This is a genomic window from Lactobacillus sp. C449L, from assembly GCF_059900815.1.
Genome location: NZ_JBWXGA010000004.1, coordinates 61,207 through 77,469 on the forward strand (window position 1 = coordinate 61,207; position 16,263 = coordinate 77,469).

The window sequence follows — 16,263 nt, forward strand, 5'->3', positions numbered from 1 at the left end:
AAGGACTTAAACATAAAAATCTGCTGAAACTTTGCAAGTCGGGTAACAAAAGTAGTGTTGACGGAATGCACAATTGATTATAGTCAATTGCTGAGAAAAGCACGAGATGCTTTAGTCGGTTTATGAACGATAAACACAAAGGAGCATTTAAGAATGTCAATGGTAGAATTTCACGACGTGCAAAAATATTATGGGAAATTTCACGCGTTACACAATATTAATTTAGAAATAGATAATGGTGAAACTGTTGTCTTGATTGGACCTTCTGGTTCAGGTAAAAGCACCTTAATTCGAACGATTAATCGTTTAGAATCAATTCAAAGCGGAAAACTGATTGTTAATAATCAGGACTTATCAAATCCTAAAACTGACTCGAATCGTTTACGCCAAGATGTTGGTATGGTTTTTCAGCACTTTAATCTTTATGCAAATAAAAACGTGCTGGAAAATGTAATGCTTGCTCCACGGATTGTTAGTCACATTCCTGAAGAGAAAAATAAAAAACGGGCAATGGAGTTGCTTGACATGGTAGGATTGGCTGATAAGGCACAAAATATGCCAGCACAAATCTCTGGTGGTCAAAAGCAGCGAGTAGCAATTGCTCGTTCACTAGCAATGCGACCAAAATTGCTTTTGTTTGATGAACCAACTTCGGCCTTAGACCCTGAAATGATTGATGATGTTTTGCAGGTTATTAAAAAGGTAGCCTCAGCAAGAGATATGACGTCATTAATTGTTACGCATGAAATGGGTTTTGCAAAAGAAGTTGCTAACCGTGTAATTTTCATGGATCAGGGGCAAATTGTTGAAGATGATGATAGCTCATTGTTCTTCAAGCAACCGCAAACTGAGCGTGCGCAACAATTCTTAAGTAAAATCATTTCGCACTAAGGGAGGCCAATCATGAAAAGAATAATGTGGCCTATCATTTTATTATTTAGTGCAGTCTTATTAACTGGCTGTGGAAGGCGGGTTACTGATCAGTCAGCTTTAAAAAAAGTGCGAGAATCTAATACAATCACTTGGGCAGTTGAAGGTGATAAGAAACTATTTAGCCTAATTGATATTAGAGATGATCGTGAAAAAGGTTTTGACATTGATATGGCAAAAGCAATTACCAAAGAAATTTTAGGACCAAAAGGCAAGGCGAATTTTACTTTAGCTACTTCCCAGTCCCGGATTCCTTTATTAAAAAACGGTAACGTTGATGCGGTAATAGCAACTTTAACCATAACCCCAGAACGAGCCAAAATTATCAGTTTTTCTAAACCATACTTTCAGGCCGGTAAATCATTACTTGTTCTGAAGGGCTCGAAAATTAAAAAACCAAGTGATCTGAATGGCAAAACTGTTATTGGCATTGTTGGCGATAACTCGGTTGAAGAGATTAGAAAAGTTGCTCCCAAAGCTAAAGTGGTCGCAATGCAAGATTATGGTCAGGCCGTTTCTGCTTTAAAATCACACCAAGGGGATGCCTTAACTAGTGATAATGGTATTTTATATGGTTTGGCTGCTCAAAGTGAGGGTAGTTTAGAAGTTTGCGGTGGCACTTATACCAGAGAACCTTATGGAATTGCGGTTAATAAGAATCAAGAACCATTTCATAGAGAGGTTAACCGAGCAATTAAGGAAATACAACGTAGTGGTGAATATAATCGGTTAATTAAAAAATGGTTTGGGCAAGTTCCGGGTTTCAACTATAAGGAGATGTATTACAAATGATAAATATATTCAATAAATTTGGTAATCAACTTTTAGCTGGCTTTGGTTGGACACTGCTCTCCAGTTTATTAACTTTAGTTTTTAGTTTGATTTTTGGTATTTTGCTGGCTTTACTGGAAGTGATTCCCAATAAATTAGCGAATAAAATCGGTCGGGCCTATGTTGAACTTTTTCGTAATATTCCTTTACTGATTATTGTCATGTTCTTTTACTTAATTGTTCCCAAGTTCTTTGTGCAATTAGATGGTTTTGCTGCGGGAACAATAGGTCTTTTCCTTTACACATCGGCTTTTATTGCTGAGATTGTTCGCTCAGGAATCCAATCCGTGGCTGATGGGCAAATGGAAGGTGCGCGTTCAACGGGAATGACTTATAAGCAGGCAATGCAGTACATTATTTTGCCCCAAGCATTCAAAATTGTTATACCTCCATTGGGCAACCAGTTTGTCAACCTAATTAAAGATTCATCTATTTTAGCGTTTGTTGCTGGTTTTGATTTAATGTACCAAGCCAACGCAATCGCTTCGGTAACTTTTGATACTATTAACAGTTATTTAGTAATTGGAGTTCTATACTTATTAATTACTATGCCGCTTAGTTATTATATGCGGTACTTGGAAAAACGATTAGCGTAAGGGGGCGACTAGAATGAAAACATGGATTGAAGCTCTATCATGGCTAAATTTTAGCTTTCTGTTAAAAGGTTTAGCTGTTACACTGTTTATTTCGGTAATTTCAATTGTACTGAGTTTTATTTTGGGATCAATCTTGGGAATTATTAGATATTCAAAAATAAAGGGTGTTTCGGCTGTCGTTGGATTCATTATTGATCTAATACGTAACCTTCCTTTACTGTTGATTATTTTCTTTACGTACTTTGGGCTGCCTAATGTTGGCTTACGACCAGGAGCAATACTTTCGGCAGTAATCGCGATGACAATTTTTGAGTCAAGCATGCTGGCAGAGATTGTCCGTTCAGGTATCCAGTCCGTTTCAATCGGACAAATGGAAGGCGCTCGTTCAACCGGTCTGTCTTTCGTTCAAGCTTTATGGCATGTGATTTTACCCCAAGCATATAAAAATATGATTCCAACTATCATTGGTCAATTTGCTTCACTGATTAAGGACACTTCGCTAGCTACAATAATCGTAGTACCGGAATTAATGCAGCATGCGCAAGTTGTTTATGGGCAAAACGCTAACTACATTGTCCCTATGTTTGCGTCGCTGACTCTACTTTATTTTATTGTTTGCTTTTCGCTTTCAATGGCAGGTAATTATTTGCACCGACGTATGGTAAATTAAGAATTTAACAGCAAGCAAGTGATTTTGTGATTAATTTGATTTTAAGTAAATTTAACAAAAAACCGTTTATTTTTTAAATAGACGGTTTTTTGTTAAGGGTAATTATCTAGAAAATTAGTTACTTATTCTAAATTGAGTGATATGATTGGGCTTAAGGATACCTATACATACCTAATACTAGATAAGGTTAAAACATGTTTCGTAAAATAAAAATTTTGCTGTACTCTCTGATAACAATTGTTGTAATTGTTTTTTTTGCTGGTTTCATGCGTGAATATGATAATAATTCTGTTCCTAATAATCCGACAATTGTGGAAATTTATGCGTCAAAGATAGTTAATAAAAGAATTAAGGACGTTAAGAAATGGAATAAGAAGAACAATAAAGGAGCTTTTTTTGCTAAGCTAAAAAAGTTTGCTCGTGCTGAAAGAGTTTCTTTGGTTAAAATACGGATTAATAGTTTTAACGGCCATCGTGACAAAATAGTTTATGATTTTGGTGGTAATAATAATGACTTTTCGCTTTACCAAAATGGAACTATTAAAAAGCTAACCAATGAAGAATTAAGTCTTGAAGATATATACGGTTTGTATTGTACTAGCGCTAAAGGCGAATCATTAAAGCGCTTGCGGTTACTGCTTAAAAAAAATAGACTTATAACGCGCGTTGAAGACACTTCTTTAAGTCCTAAAACTTTGTTGATGATATTTTTAGAAAACTCTACGCAATTTGATTTGATTGTCGGAATGGGGATAATTGGCGTTTTATTTATCGTCATGGTGCTAGAAAAAGTATATCGCTTCAAAGCATATGCTGTAATGAAAATTAATGGTCTTAGCAACTGGCAAATTTTTAAGCATGATTTTAAAAGCGAAGCTGCATTGTTGGGATTCTCCTTTGGCTTAATTATCCTGATCATGACTATTTGGAGCCTTAATACATTCACGATAAGTGGTTGGCGCTTCTTTTTGCCATATACACTATTGCTTTTAGTAATAATATTTTTAGGTTTTTTCTTATTAAATAGCCTTTCTTATGCAGTTTTAGCTTTAATGAATCCTTACCTGGCAATTAAAGGAGAAGAAAACGCCCACTCATTTTTCATAATTGGTTATGCATTAAAAATACTTATTTTGGCTTTGATGATGGTCAATGCAGTAACTTTATTTAATCATCATAAAATCTATGTTAGAGATCAAAATATTGTCAAAAAATGGCATAATCAAAAAAACAGTTACCTACTCGGATTAAACTGGGATCTTCGGAATCGTGATGAGGACAAACAAGTAGCTAGAATGGCCCATCAGTTGGTTGTACAGGCATCAGACGTGATTACCGCGCAAAATTCGCAACAGTTTCACCCAGGAATACGCACCACTCGGCCCGGTAATGGTAATGTAATTATTGCCAATCGCAATTTTATTAAAAATAGTGAACTTAGAGCCAAACATTTTAAACTTGATAAGCATCAAATTATGCTTCTGGTGCCCAAAAATCGCTTAGATCAAGCAAAAAAGGCAAAAAAGCAGCTTAAATCTTTTATTGCTTTTCATAATAAATATCCTAATTATTATCCGAAAAATCTTCAGCCGCAAATTCGAGTAGTACCAATTGCTAGTGGCCAGAAAGTTTTTAATTATACAGTTCAATACGATGTTTTATCTTCAATTTCTACAGATCCCTTGATTATCGTGATGGATGATAAACAGCTTTCTGATGATCTTTGTCAGGCGATTATTACTCAGGGAACAATCCAGTTTACCCATCTTACGCAACTTAGAAAATTGATTAAACGGTTAGGACTGAGTCCTTATGCTACTAGCATAACTAGTCGTCAGACGCTGTTATGGGAATATAATATAAAAGCTAATAGGCAAATACTCATGTTGACAATTACGACTATTTTGACGCTTTTGCAGCTTATTTTCATTATTGTGTTCGTGAGTTCAACATTCTTGCAAAGTCAACGACGCAAAATGGCAGTATACCAGGTATTTGGTAAATCAAATGCTAAACTTGTTAGCTTATTCTTAATAGGTAATTTAACACTTGATATCTTGATAATTACGCTTACTTTAGCCGGCTTAAACCATTTAAATTTGCTGCCATATGGCTTAGTTTATCTCTTGTTTGAATCAATTATTATTTGGCTAGCATATGTTCAAGCCCAACGTAACTTATTAACCTCGCTTAACCATGGAAACTAGGAGCCAAAAATGATTAAAGTAGAACATCTTACTAAAAAATTTAACGACAAAATTATTCTTGAAGATATAAGCTGCAATCTGGAATCTGGTAAAAGCTACGCCATTGTTGGCAAAAGTGGTGCTGGAAAAACAACTTTGTTAAATCTTTTGAGTGGTTTGGAAAAGCCGACTTTAGGAGAGGTGAGCATTGACGATTTTAAGGTTAATTCCAAAAGTCGCAAAAAACTATATCGTGAATATTTCGGGTTTATTTTTCAAAATTTCGGGTTAATTGATACCGAAACGGTGAAACAAAATCTGAGCTTGAGTTTTGCCAATCAAAAACTATCTAAGGCTGAAAGAGAAACAAAAATGAAAAGCGCTCTTTCTCATGTTGGGTTAAACAAGTTGCAATTGCAGCAAAAGGTTTACACCCTAAGTGGCGGTGAACAACAACGAGTGGCCTTAGCTCGAATAATTTTAAAAGCACCCAAAGTAATTTTTGCTGATGAGCCAACTGGCTCCCTCGACGCGGAAAACGGTCAAGTGGTATTAAAAACTTTGTTAACCGGTTTTGATCCGGTAGCAACAATTGTAATTGCTACGCATGATCAAAATGTTTGGGAAAAATGTGATTATGTAATTGAAATTGAAAATACCAAAATAAAGTTTAGCCAAAATAATGTTAATTAAATGCTAATGTACTTCCAGTACAAATTATTAAGAAAGCGTTTGTGAGTTTTAGCAGTTAACTTCCATTTTTATTGCAAAATTATTTGATTTACTTTATTATCTAAAAAAATCTTAAGGAAGGCGACTTTCATGAGTATAAACCGGCGAGCTTTCAATATGATATTGCGCGTCCAAATGGCATTTAGTGCGTTTGTTTTGACGGTCTTTGCTTTATCGCAATACTTTTTGCACCTTCAATCTAAAGTAATAAATGTTAAATCTACTTTGGTTATGGCAATAATCATTGATGTACTTTTAATTTTCATTTTGCTTAGAAAAAATAACGAAATTTTGTATAAAATATCCCATTTTTGCAATATTATCTGTTTGCCTACATTTTTTCTGATAGCGTATTATCTCGTTTTTGAACAGCTGCTTAAAGTTAGTTCGCCATTTTATGAAATTATCAGTTTTTTTTACTTATTTGGTCTCCTATACATTTTGCTTCCACTTATGATTGTAGAGTTTGACAGCATTAAACGGTATTTTTGGCGTTTTTGGGCAATGGAAGTCATCGTTTTAACCCTTTATTATTCAACCCATTCTTTATTAGTCAGGCCAACTTTTTTTAATGGTTGGGATGAGAATCGAATTTTCTTATCACTGATCTTACTTTTTTGTTTCAGCTCTATTTGGGGCATAACACCTCGACTGAGCTTAAAATTTCACCATTCGTCTAATTTCAGTTTACTGGTTATGATTTTGCTAATTGCTTTCACGCTTTGGTATGACTTTTTTGAAACGTATCTGTATAATGCTAAGACTCTTCTTGATGCCATTTGCTTAGGTCAAATTGCTTTTGCGCATTCTACACAGTCGAGCCCAACTTGGGTGGCACTATTTTTAGCACTTCAAATTGGACTATTCGAGGAACTAACTAGGTATGTTTTTATTCTCATTTGCTTAAACGGTTTTAAAAGCTCGCCTTATAAAGTGTGGCTGGCTATTCTATTTAGTACTCTCGAATTTTCCTTGGGGCATGCACTATATATTTTTTCTGGTGAAAGTTTAACATATGTGATCACAGAGGTAGTCTTTACCTTTGGCTTTGGCGCACTCATGGCGGTGCTATTTCTTTATTCAGGTAAATTATGGTTGGCAATCATCGGTCACGGACTTTGTGATTTTGCGGGGATGGTAATTGTTAATAACTCCGCGGGCTTTTTAAGTAGGTATGATTCTACTAGTTACCTGGCCTTGGGAATCATCACTGTGCTGCCATTAGTTGCAGCAGTCATCATGATGACTGGCAAACGTGGCAGACTAATTAAAGAGAATGCAACAAGATTGACAAAAAGCGAAGATGAACCTATACTTTCGTGAACATTGCTACGAAGAGACCGCAAATTTGCACAGAATAAATTTGTAAAATTCAATATAAATTCTGTAATGTCGGTTTAAAAAAGATAAGCAAATTATATTGACTAGAATAGCAGCAAAGCGTATAATCACTTTAGTTGAGAACAAGAAGAAGCTCCCGCTTCTCGCCTAAGTTAAGTTGACCTCTAGGCTAATCGATATTTTCTGTTGATTAAAGGCGGGTAACTTGATACCCGTCTTTTTCTTGTCCTCATAATTATCACGGAGGTGAAGAATTATACCAAAGAATTTGATATTAAACGATGAAATCCGCGCTCGCGAAGTTCGTTTAATTAATGAAGATGGTGAACAAGTTGGTGTTGTAACCAAGACCGAGGCTTTGCGCCAGGCCAGTGCTGCAAGTTTAGATTTAGTTCTAATTTCGCCTAATGCGAAACCACCAGTTGCCCGCATTATGGACTACGGTAAGTACCGTTTTGAACAACAAAAGAAGGTTAAGGAATCTCGTAAGAAGTCTAAGACCGTCAGTGTTAAGGAAATCCGCTTGAGTCCAACTATTGAAGGTAACGATTTTAACACTAAATTGAAACATGCTCAAAAATTCCTCACTAAAGAGGGTGCTAAGGTCCGTGTTTCGATTAGGTTTAGGGGTCGAGCTATTACTCATAAAGAATTAGGTCGCGAAGTATTGGAAAAGATGGCTGAAGCCACATCGGATATTGCTACTGTAATTAGCAAACCGAAAATGGAAGGTCGTTCAATGTTCTTAATGCTTGCTCCCAAGAGTGATAAAAAGTAATATAGTTAATTTGGAGGAATTAGAAAATGCCTAAAATGAAAACCCACCGCGCTTCTGCTAAGCGTTTCAAAAGAACTGCTTCAGGTCAATTAAAGCGTCATCACGCTTTTACTGGTCACCGTTTCCACGGTAAGACAAAGAAGCAACGTCGTCATTTGAGGAAGGCTGCCTTAGTTTCACGCAGCGACTTGAAGCGCATCAAACAGATGCTCTCTCAAATGCGTTAATTATATAAATATATAAACTAAAAACGATATTTAGGAGGAATTTTAGATGCCAAGAGTTAAAGGTGGAACAGTTACACGTAAACGTCGTAAGAAGGTCATGAAGCTTGCCAAGGGTTACCGTGGCGCTAAGCACATGCAATTTAAAGCTGCAAGCACACAGTTGTTTGTATCATACAGATATGCATTCCGTGATCGTAGAAGACGTAAGAGCGACTTCAGAAAGTTATGGATTGCTAGAATCAATGCTGCAGCAAGACAAAATGATATTTCATACTCTAAGTTAATGCATGGCTTGAAAGTGGCCGGTGTTGACATTAACCGTAAGATGTTAGCTGATATTGCTTATAATGATGCAGAGACTTTCACTCAATTAGCTGAAACTGCTAAGAAAGCTTTAAATTAAAAAATGGCGCTAAATGCGCCATTTTTTTATGTCGTAAATTTCTTATAATGCTAAAAATTTAAAAGTTGTACTTTCTTGATTATTAAATATCTTTGACTGAAAATCTTAGTGTTGTTTTATTCTGTTCAGGGCTGATTTTTCGGGGATCACTAAGGTAAATTTCTTTATGGTAAGGGCTAAGACGTTGTAAATTATGTTCCTGACAAAAAAGTTCCATGTTTGAAAATGTTGTGTTTTCAGTGTCATAAGTTCCCGTATGCAACGCCTGAACACAAGTACCTTCCTCAATTTCTTCAAAAGAGATTTTGGAGTTATAAATGTTGGGCTTTCTTTTTGATACATCTTCAATTATTCTTAAAGCAAAATCTTTAGTAACGAAATCTGGCTGCCGAATCATGATTTTAAACATTAAGTCACTTTTACGAAACGTACCATTTTCTTTATATTGCTCAATTCCGCTTTCATTTAAAGACCAAAAACCCTCTAATGGATATACAGTATAGTCAAAATAGCCTTCTAGATTTATTCCCTTTTTGGGCGCCATTTTTATTCCATACGACATTGAGTATAGAGCGCTAACTGCCGTGCTAAAGTTGTTACTGTTAGGATCATCTGCTCCTTGCAATGTAAAGTACTTCATTGGTGGAAGTTTGATTTTCATAGGCTGCTTTTTTGGTAAATAAATTTCCTTTTCACTTTTTCGCCATTCATGTTTCACCTTAATTTTCCTCCTGTTTACTAGTTAACTTCTTAATTCTTGCGTTTAATGAAGGAATATGCTCGCCTTTAACTTTTGCAGTAGTTTTATAGAAGTCCTGTTTATATAAGGGATTTTTAAGCGAAATTTCAAATAAAGCTTGAATAGCGTTTACGCGCACAATCTTGCTTTCGGATTTATCTAGTGCCCAACTAGTCAAATATTTAACTGCTTCTGTTAGTTCTTTTTTGTTGAGGTCGATTCTTGATAGTAATAGTGCTAAATGCCACTTGAACTCGATATTTTCAGCTGTTTGGCTAAAGACAAAAAGCTCTTTTTTATGAGAGTTTAAAAATTGAGGGTATTGTCTAGTTATTTTTTCAATTGCATCAATACTACGCATAGTTAACAAGCGATTTCCTTCATGTAAAAATGCGAAAAGTTCATCAAATTGTTTTTGTGACTTTACGCTACTAACAACTTCATTTGCTTTAGCAATTGAGCGTAAGTCGTTTCCTAAGAGCTTTTCTTTCATTTTTCACCTCCATATAAAAGTATATAAAGCAATACTTGTCATCTTATGTCAGGTTTTATATTTTTCTTCTATTTTTTCAATCTTGTCTGAGATTTGTTTCTTAACCGAAAGCGGGCTTATGACTTCGACGTTATCTGCAAAAGAGAGAATATAGCTATAAAGAGTGTCATTATTGGGCAGATTTGTAGTTAAATACAAATTTCCTTGAGAATCTAATGTTATGTCTTCTGAAAATTCGTCATAAACGCGAGCGGCAATTTTCTTATTAAATTTCAGTTTAACTTGTACCAAGTTAGTTTTATCCATTGTATTAGTAAGACGAGTAGGAGGTTTTTGTAAAGAGAATCTTCGATCTAGTATTTTTAAATCTTTAATTCTCGTTAATTTGAATAAACGATATTCTTTTCGCAAAAGACAATAACCATAAACATACCAGTTTCCACTTTTAAAAAGCAGCTTGTCAGGATTCAACTCGCGTTTAGTTCGTTTTCCCAGATTATTAATATATTGAAATGAGATCACATTTTGATTTAAAATGGCATCTCTAATTTTATTAAATTGTGTTTTGGTTGGCTGATTTGATTTCCAACTTGAAAAGTCAACCTCAATCCAGGTGGTTTCTTTAATTTGGAATAATGAGCTAAATTTAGTGAGTAATCTTGCAGTTTCTTTTTGGTCAATAAAAGATAAGCCTTGCAGCGCATTTAGCACAAGTTTTTGTTCTGATTTGGAAAAAAGAGCTTTTTTTAAGATAAAAGTATCAAGAATAGATATTCCGCCATCTTTTCCGCGAGTAGTGTAAATAGGTATCCCAGCGCTACTGATAGTATCAATATCACGGTATATCGTACGCTGGGAAACTTCAAACTTTTTGGCCAGCTCAGGTGCAGTTACTTTTTCTTTTTCAAGAATGTAATATACTATTTGAAATAATCTGTTCTTTGGCAAGTTAGTCACTCCGTTCTTAAGGTTGATTTTAGCATATTTGTTCTTTTATATAGGAGACGCATTTATGCATAGAGAAAAAGTCTTTAATTAATTTTTTGAACCGACATCGAAAGAAATGCCTTTATTTAATACAATACTGTGATATTTTTTATATGGCGTAACTTTTTTGAATATAGCGCTGTGTCAGGACTCATAAGTTAGTAGTAAAATAATTTTATAACTTTTTAAAATTTCACCAGTCGTTAATTGCTATTAGGAATAGTAGTACATTTTTGGATATTTTTATGTAATAATTGATACTTAACGCTGCTTTTTTGATATATTAAGTTAAAAGAATGTTAAACAAAGGGGAAGTTGAATGCTATTTAGGCCACGTTATACAATAGATACAATTTATCATCTAAATACTGAGAAACTTCGACAAATGGACATTAAAGCCGTTTTTTCGGACCTAGATAACACACTGCTTGCTTGGAATGAATTTGAGACTGCTAAAAAAATGGGTGAACTTAATCAACGCTTAGCCCGAGCTGGAATTAAATTAGTAGTGATTTCTAATAATAATGCCGAGCGCATTGGCAAGGTTCTTAATCCTTACCAAATTGATTTTGTAGCTCAAGCCAGAAAGCCATTGCCTTTTGCAATAACTAAAAAACGTGAAGAAATGGGCTTGACCGATAGCCAAGTAATGATGGTTGGCGATCAACTAATTACTGATATTCAAGCAGGTAATCTTGCTAAGGTTGAAACAGTTTTAGTAAAACCACTTGTTGAAACAGACAAATGGAACACACGAATTAATCGCTTTTTTGAAAAAATCATTTTTTTCTTTTTAGCATTTTCACACCCTGTTACATTTAAGGAGACTTTAAAAAATGGATGACGATATTATTTGTATCGGTTGTGGTGCCAAGCTACAAGCTGATAACCCCGAAGAGGCAGGTTATTTACCTGCGTCACGTTTGAAACAAGCGTTTGAGCAAGAAGATAATGATAATGATATATATTGTCAGCGTTGCTTCCGGTTGCGCCATTATAATGAAATTATGCCTGTCGATGCCGACAACGACGATTTTTTGGCATTACTAAACTCACTTGCTGAAAAAAAGGCACTAATTGTTAATGTGGTTGATCTTTTCGATTTTACTAATTCGCTCTTATCTTCTCTTAAGCGCTTTGTCGGTGACAATGACTTTATTTTAGTTGGAAATAAGTTCGATTTATTTCCGCTTAACTCGCGCCAAAGTAAGATCAAAGACTGGATGCGCCAAGAAGCTAATCGGGTAGGTTTGTTTCCTAAGAAGATATTTCTGGTTAGTGCCAAAAGCAAGAAAAATCTGGCTGATTTGATTTCATATTTAGACAAAAATTCACGTAATCAAGATGTCTACTTTGTGGGAATGACTAATGTTGGCAAATCCACTTTATTAAATGCAATTATTGATGAGATGGGTGATATTAAGAACTTGATCACCACTTCTCGTTTTCCCGGAACGACTTTAGATAAAATTGAAATTCCATTAGAAAGCGGGCACTTTTTAGTTGACACACCGGGAATATTGACTGAAAATCAACTAGCAACGCGCCTTAGTCCAGAAGACTTGGCCATAATTTCACCGCAAAAACCGTTAAAACCAGCAACTTACCAATTAAAGCCAGGCAATACTTTGTTTTTAGCAGGGCTTGGCCGAATTGATTTCTTGCAAGGCGAACCAGCAAGCTTTACTGTTTATGTTGCCCGTGAACTCTATGTTCATCGCACTAAAACCGAAAGAGCCGACGAATTTTATGCTAAACATATCGGTGAATTGCTTTGCCCGCCTTCAGGTGAAACTGAATTGCCACCATTAAAGGGGCAAGAATACCATACTTCTTATAAGAGTGATTTATTATTTGGTGGCATTGGTTTTGTTACTGTTCCAGCAGATTGTTTAGTAAGAATTTATACTCCAGATAAAATTGGATTAGGAATTAGACGGGCTTTAATATAGAGGAAAAAATGATTGCTACTGCAAAGAGTTTTGAAAAAACTCCAATGGTTGAACTTAAAGAAGAAAAGATTGAACCAAAAAAGGGAAAACAAGTTGGTATTTTAGGTGGAACTTTTAATCCGGTGCATACTGCTCATTTAATTGTGGCAGAACAAGTACTGAATAAGTTACACCTTGATGAAATTTGGTTTATTCCAACAAATATTCCGCCTTTAAAAGATTCGCCCGCTGTTTCTGCACAAGACCGAGCTAATATGTTAGAATTAGCGACGCAAGATAATCCGCGCTTTCAGGTGAAATTATTTGAATTATTCCGGGGTGGCGTTTCATATACTGTTGATACACTACGTTATTTAAAAAAGACTCAACCTGAAAATCACTACTATTTAATTATGGGCAGTGATCAAGTTAATAACTTTAATGAATGGAAAGAGCCAACCAAGATTGCTCAGTTGGCAACGCTCGTTGGTGTTAAACGGGCTGGGTATCCTCAAAAAGCTGAATTGCCAATGATTTGGGTTGATGTTCCTGATCTTGATGTGAGTTCAACTGTCATTCGACAAACAGTTGCCATTGGTGGTTCAATTCGTTATTTAGTTCCAGACACAGTGCGCAATTATATTCAGAAAAAGGGACTTTATCATGACTGAATTGTTTTTTGAAAATACATATTCTTCGCTAAGTAGTGATGAGTTAATTGCCAAAGAAAAAAGTAATCTGAGTAAAAGTCGCTTTGAGCATTGTGTTAGAGTCAGTCTAACAGCTCGTAAGCTAGCGCAATTAAATAATTACAATGAGAATAAGGCTGCAGTTGCCGGCTTTATTCATGATTATGCCAAAGAAATACCAGTCGAAAGGTTTCGCTCAGTAATTAAAACAGAAGGTTTCGATCAAGACTTGCTGAATTGGGGCCCAGCAATTTGGCATGGTGTAGTTGGTACTTACTTTATTAAACAAGACTTGAAAATTTCTGATACTGAGATTTTAACTGCTGTACGCCGTCATACCACTGCAGATGTTGAAATGACGACCCTGGACAAAATCGTCTATATGGCTGATTACATTGAATCAGGTCGCGATTTTCCTGGTGTTGAAGAAGCTCGGGCAATAACTTTTGCCAACTTGGATAACGGTGTGGGTTATCAGCTGGCGCATACACTTGATTTTTTGATTAATAAGAGAAATAAAGTCTATCCACTCACTTTAGATTCATATAATGTGTGGAGTATAAAAGATAGATAAGGAGAAAAATGACTAGTAAAAATATTTTAGCTTTCGCGCTGAAGGCAATAAGTGATCGACACGGTGAAGATACCGCTGCTTATGATATGCAAGGATATAGCATTTTGGCTGACTACTATGTTGTTACCAGTGCTGGTTCAAATCGGCAATTGCATGCGATTGCTAATGCTATTATTGATGAAGCTCATAAAGCTGATTTCCATGATTATCGTATCGAAGGCTCAAATGAATCTAACTGGCTTTTGCTTGATCTTGGAGATGTAGTGGTCAATGTCTTTACTGAAGAAGCCCGCGATTTTTATAATGTTGAAAAATTGTGGAACAACGGTAAAAAATTAGAGTTAGAGGAAGATTAACTAATCATGAGTGCAGTCGGGATCATTGCGGAGTACAATCCCTTTCATAGTGGACATGAATTTCTAATGAATCAAGCTCGCTACTTGGCAGGCAGTAAAGATCCAATTGTAGTTGTGATGTCAGGTAATTACGTTCAAAGAGGCGAAATGGCAATCATGGACAAGTGGTCACGTGCTAAAGCAGCGCTTGACAGTGGGGCAGACCTCGTCTTTGAGTTACCTTTTTCTACTTCTGTTCAGCCAGCTGATCTTTTTTCACTTGGAAGTATCGACGAATTGGCTAAGTTGGGTGTAACTGACTTGGTATTTGGTGTCGAAGATGCAAGCCAGAACTTTGCGTATTTAGGCAGTAAGATTGCAGAAATACCCCAAAGTCACATGGACTTTAACGATTATAGTCAAACTTATTCGACCCAGTATAACCAAATGGTGGCCCGTGAAGTTGGTCATGAAGTTAATGAGCCAAATGCGATTTTAGCTTTAGCCTATGCAGTTGCCAATCATAATCTTGGGGCGCCTTTAGCATTACATCCAATAAATCGAATTGGGGCCGGCCATGATGATGTCTTACAGTATAATGGTATTGTTCAAAGTGCAAGCGCTATTCGAAATATTATTTTGCATAGTAAGATTAACTCTGAATTAGAGCAGTGGATGCCTAAAAAAGAAGTCGAACAGTTGTATGAGCAAGCCACTTATCCTAACTGGAATCTTCTTTTTCCATTTTTAAAGTATCGCCTTGAGTCGACTTCAGTTGAAGAATTGCAAAAAATCTATCAGATGAGTGAAGGACTTGAATATAAAATGAAGCAAGAAATTCATTTAACTCAAAATTTCACTGAGTTCTTGCGCAGAATTAAGTCAAAGCGGTATACTTATTCACGCTTGAGACGTTTATGCTTATACACTTTATTAAATGTAACCCAAGACGATATGATTAATAGTTTTAATCATGAATCATTGTTTTTATTAGGTTATAGCAAAATAGGGCGGAGCTATTTAAAAAAGATTAGAAAAGATACCGAAGCTGATATTATTTCTAAAGTTGACCAAAAGAACACTAAAGATGGTTCTATGCATTTACAGTTACGGGTTGATCGCTTATTTGAACAAATAATGCAGGTCGATCAGAACTTTGGACGTCGTCCTTTGGAGGTTTAACATGTTATCGCTTAATTTTTCACAAATAAAAATGAGCCGAGATCCACTGACGCATATTGAAAGTGAAGTTAAAATGCGGCCCGAGTTTCTTGAGCGCAGTAAAAAACTTATTTATCAAGTAAAAGAAGTTATGTTAACAGGTGACCTTTTTTATAGTGAGCCTTATGTAACTGGTGATTTTCGCGTTAAAACCAAAATAGTCGTCCCATCTAGTCGTAGCTTAGCTCCAGTTAATTATCAACAAAATTTTCATTTTAGCGAAAATTACACCGAAGCTGAAATTCCAAAAGAAGAACTTGATGACAGTGAGATTCCGATTGTTAAAGTTGAAAATGATCTAATTGATTTGCAAACTGCGGTTGAAGACAATATTTTACTTAATATTCCAATCACGATTTTAACTCCTGAAGAGGAAAAAGAAGATCTTTATCCAAAAGGAAATGGTTGGTCTGTTATTTCTCAAGAAGAATATAACGAAAGTAAAAAGAATAAGGTTAATCCGGCATTTGCCAAGCTTAGTGTCTTGCTTGATCAAGATGATGATGGAAAAAATGAAAATAAAAAATAGCATTAAATAGTGTTAAAAGTTCGAACTGAGATGGTTTAGTTTTTTAATCTTGTTTTAAAATGACATTTAAA

20 protein-coding genes and 1 other annotated feature are annotated in these 16,263 nt (G+C 35.5%); of the genes, 17 read left to right on the top strand and 3 right to left on the bottom strand.

Annotated features, from left to right (window positions below):
• Nucleotides 1-153 precede the first annotated feature (153 nt).
• The 10 genes from AC2JF9_RS06865 to rplT all read left to right on the top strand — a co-directional run bounded on the left by AC2JF9_RS06865 (nucleotide 154) and on the right by rplT (nucleotide 8,694).
• Nucleotides 154-891 (top strand): amino acid ABC transporter ATP-binding protein, encoded by a 738-nt coding sequence (locus tag AC2JF9_RS06865; RefSeq protein WP_500726329.1) that lies wholly within the window; start codon nucleotides 154-156, stop codon nucleotides 889-891.
• A 12-nt stretch (nucleotides 892-903) separates the two neighbouring features.
• On the top strand, nucleotides 904-1,722 hold the full coding sequence (locus AC2JF9_RS06870) for a transporter substrate-binding domain-containing protein (RefSeq protein WP_500726331.1): 819 nt from the start codon (nucleotides 904-906) through the stop codon (nucleotides 1,720-1,722).
• Nucleotides 1,719-2,357 (top strand): amino acid ABC transporter permease, encoded by a 639-nt coding sequence (locus tag AC2JF9_RS06875; RefSeq protein WP_500726333.1) that lies wholly within the window; start codon nucleotides 1,719-1,721, stop codon nucleotides 2,355-2,357. Before AC2JF9_RS06870 ends, AC2JF9_RS06875 begins: the two co-directional genes overlap by 4 nt.
• Before the next feature lie 13 nt (nucleotides 2,358-2,370).
• On the top strand, nucleotides 2,371-3,027 hold the full coding sequence (locus AC2JF9_RS06880; RefSeq protein ID WP_500726336.1) for an amino acid ABC transporter permease: 657 nt from the start codon (nucleotides 2,371-2,373) through the stop codon (nucleotides 3,025-3,027).
• Nucleotides 3,028-3,221: 194 nt separating this feature from the next.
• Complete coding sequence (locus AC2JF9_RS06885) at nucleotides 3,222-5,234, top strand: bacteriocin-associated integral membrane family protein (RefSeq protein WP_500726338.1); 2,013 nt, start codon at nucleotides 3,222-3,224, stop codon at nucleotides 5,232-5,234.
• Between the two features lie 9 nt (nucleotides 5,235-5,243).
• On the top strand, nucleotides 5,244-5,906 hold the full coding sequence (locus AC2JF9_RS06890; RefSeq protein ID WP_500726340.1) for an ATP-binding cassette domain-containing protein: 663 nt from the start codon (nucleotides 5,244-5,246) through the stop codon (nucleotides 5,904-5,906).
• A 543-nt stretch (nucleotides 5,907-6,449) separates the two neighbouring features.
• Nucleotides 6,450-7,268, top strand: coding sequence for a CPBP family intramembrane glutamic endopeptidase (locus AC2JF9_RS06895; protein WP_500726342.1), 819 nt, complete (start codon nucleotides 6,450-6,452; stop codon nucleotides 7,266-7,268).
• Between the two features lie 136 nt (nucleotides 7,269-7,404).
• Nucleotides 7,405-7,516 (top strand) — a sequence feature (ribosomal protein L20 leader region).
• A gap of 38 nt (nucleotides 7,517-7,554) precedes the next feature.
• Nucleotides 7,555-8,064, top strand: coding sequence for a translation initiation factor IF-3 (gene infC / locus AC2JF9_RS06900; RefSeq protein ID WP_500726344.1), 510 nt, complete (start codon nucleotides 7,555-7,557; stop codon nucleotides 8,062-8,064).
• A gap of 26 nt (nucleotides 8,065-8,090) precedes the next feature.
• Nucleotides 8,091-8,291: a 50S ribosomal protein L35 gene (rpmI, locus tag AC2JF9_RS06905; protein WP_103751871.1), complete on the top strand. Its 201-nt coding sequence runs from the start codon at nucleotides 8,091-8,093 to the stop codon at nucleotides 8,289-8,291.
• 46 nt (nucleotides 8,292-8,337) lie between these two features.
• On the top strand, nucleotides 8,338-8,694 hold the full coding sequence (rplT, locus tag AC2JF9_RS06910; protein WP_500726346.1) for a 50S ribosomal protein L20: 357 nt from the start codon (nucleotides 8,338-8,340) through the stop codon (nucleotides 8,692-8,694).
• Between the two features lie 82 nt (nucleotides 8,695-8,776).
• Here the strand turns inward: rplT and AC2JF9_RS06915 are convergent, their stop codons facing one another.
• From AC2JF9_RS06915 to AC2JF9_RS06925, 3 genes are read right to left on the bottom strand one after another with little or no spacing between them, the layout of a single operon-like run.
• Entirely contained in the window at nucleotides 8,777-9,412 is a 636-nt protein-coding gene (locus tag AC2JF9_RS06915) for a GyrI-like domain-containing protein (protein WP_500726348.1), read from the bottom strand.
• A gap of 1 nt (nucleotide 9,413) precedes the next feature.
• Nucleotides 9,414-9,926: a hypothetical protein gene (locus tag AC2JF9_RS06920; protein WP_500726350.1), complete on the bottom strand. Its 513-nt coding sequence runs from the start codon at nucleotides 9,924-9,926 to the stop codon at nucleotides 9,414-9,416.
• 48 nt (nucleotides 9,927-9,974) lie between these two features.
• Entirely contained in the window at nucleotides 9,975-10,874 is a 900-nt protein-coding gene (locus AC2JF9_RS06925) for a helix-turn-helix transcriptional regulator (protein WP_500726352.1), read from the bottom strand.
• Nucleotides 10,875-11,232: 358 nt separating this feature from the next.
• On the opposite strand from AC2JF9_RS06925, the gene AC2JF9_RS06930 reads away from it, so the two are divergent.
• The 7 genes from AC2JF9_RS06930 to AC2JF9_RS06960 are packed head-to-tail and all read left to right on the top strand — an operon-like array spanning nucleotide 11,233 to nucleotide 16,192.
• A complete protein-coding gene (locus AC2JF9_RS06930) occupies nucleotides 11,233-11,757 on the top strand; it encodes a YqeG family HAD IIIA-type phosphatase (protein ID WP_500726354.1) in 525 nt (174 codons plus the stop codon).
• Nucleotides 11,750-12,865, top strand: coding sequence for a ribosome biogenesis GTPase YqeH (gene yqeH / locus AC2JF9_RS06935; protein WP_500726357.1), 1,116 nt, complete (start codon nucleotides 11,750-11,752; stop codon nucleotides 12,863-12,865). Before AC2JF9_RS06930 ends, yqeH begins: the two co-directional genes overlap by 8 nt.
• Nucleotides 12,866-12,909: 44 nt before the next feature.
• Complete coding sequence (locus tag AC2JF9_RS06940) at nucleotides 12,910-13,515, top strand: nicotinate-nucleotide adenylyltransferase (protein WP_500726435.1); 606 nt, start codon at nucleotides 12,910-12,912, stop codon at nucleotides 13,513-13,515.
• The gene (yqeK, locus tag AC2JF9_RS06945) at nucleotides 13,508-14,107 is read left to right on the top strand and encodes a bis(5'-nucleosyl)-tetraphosphatase (symmetrical) YqeK (protein WP_500726359.1); all 600 of its coding nucleotides are present in this window, start codon (nucleotides 13,508-13,510) and stop codon (nucleotides 14,105-14,107) included. The genes AC2JF9_RS06940 and yqeK overlap by 8 nt, the downstream gene beginning before the upstream one ends.
• 8 nt (nucleotides 14,108-14,115) lie before the next feature.
• A complete protein-coding gene (gene rsfS / locus AC2JF9_RS06950; protein WP_500726361.1) occupies nucleotides 14,116-14,463 on the top strand; it encodes a ribosome silencing factor in 348 nt (115 codons plus the stop codon).
• 6 nt (nucleotides 14,464-14,469) lie between these two features.
• The gene (locus AC2JF9_RS06955; RefSeq protein WP_500726363.1) at nucleotides 14,470-15,624 is read left to right on the top strand and encodes a nucleotidyltransferase; all 1,155 of its coding nucleotides are present in this window, start codon (nucleotides 14,470-14,472) and stop codon (nucleotides 15,622-15,624) included.
• Nucleotide 15,625: 1 nt separating this feature from the next.
• Nucleotides 15,626-16,192: a DUF177 domain-containing protein gene (locus tag AC2JF9_RS06960; protein WP_500726365.1), complete on the top strand. Its 567-nt coding sequence runs from the start codon at nucleotides 15,626-15,628 to the stop codon at nucleotides 16,190-16,192.
• Nucleotides 16,193-16,263: the final 71 nt, after the last annotated feature.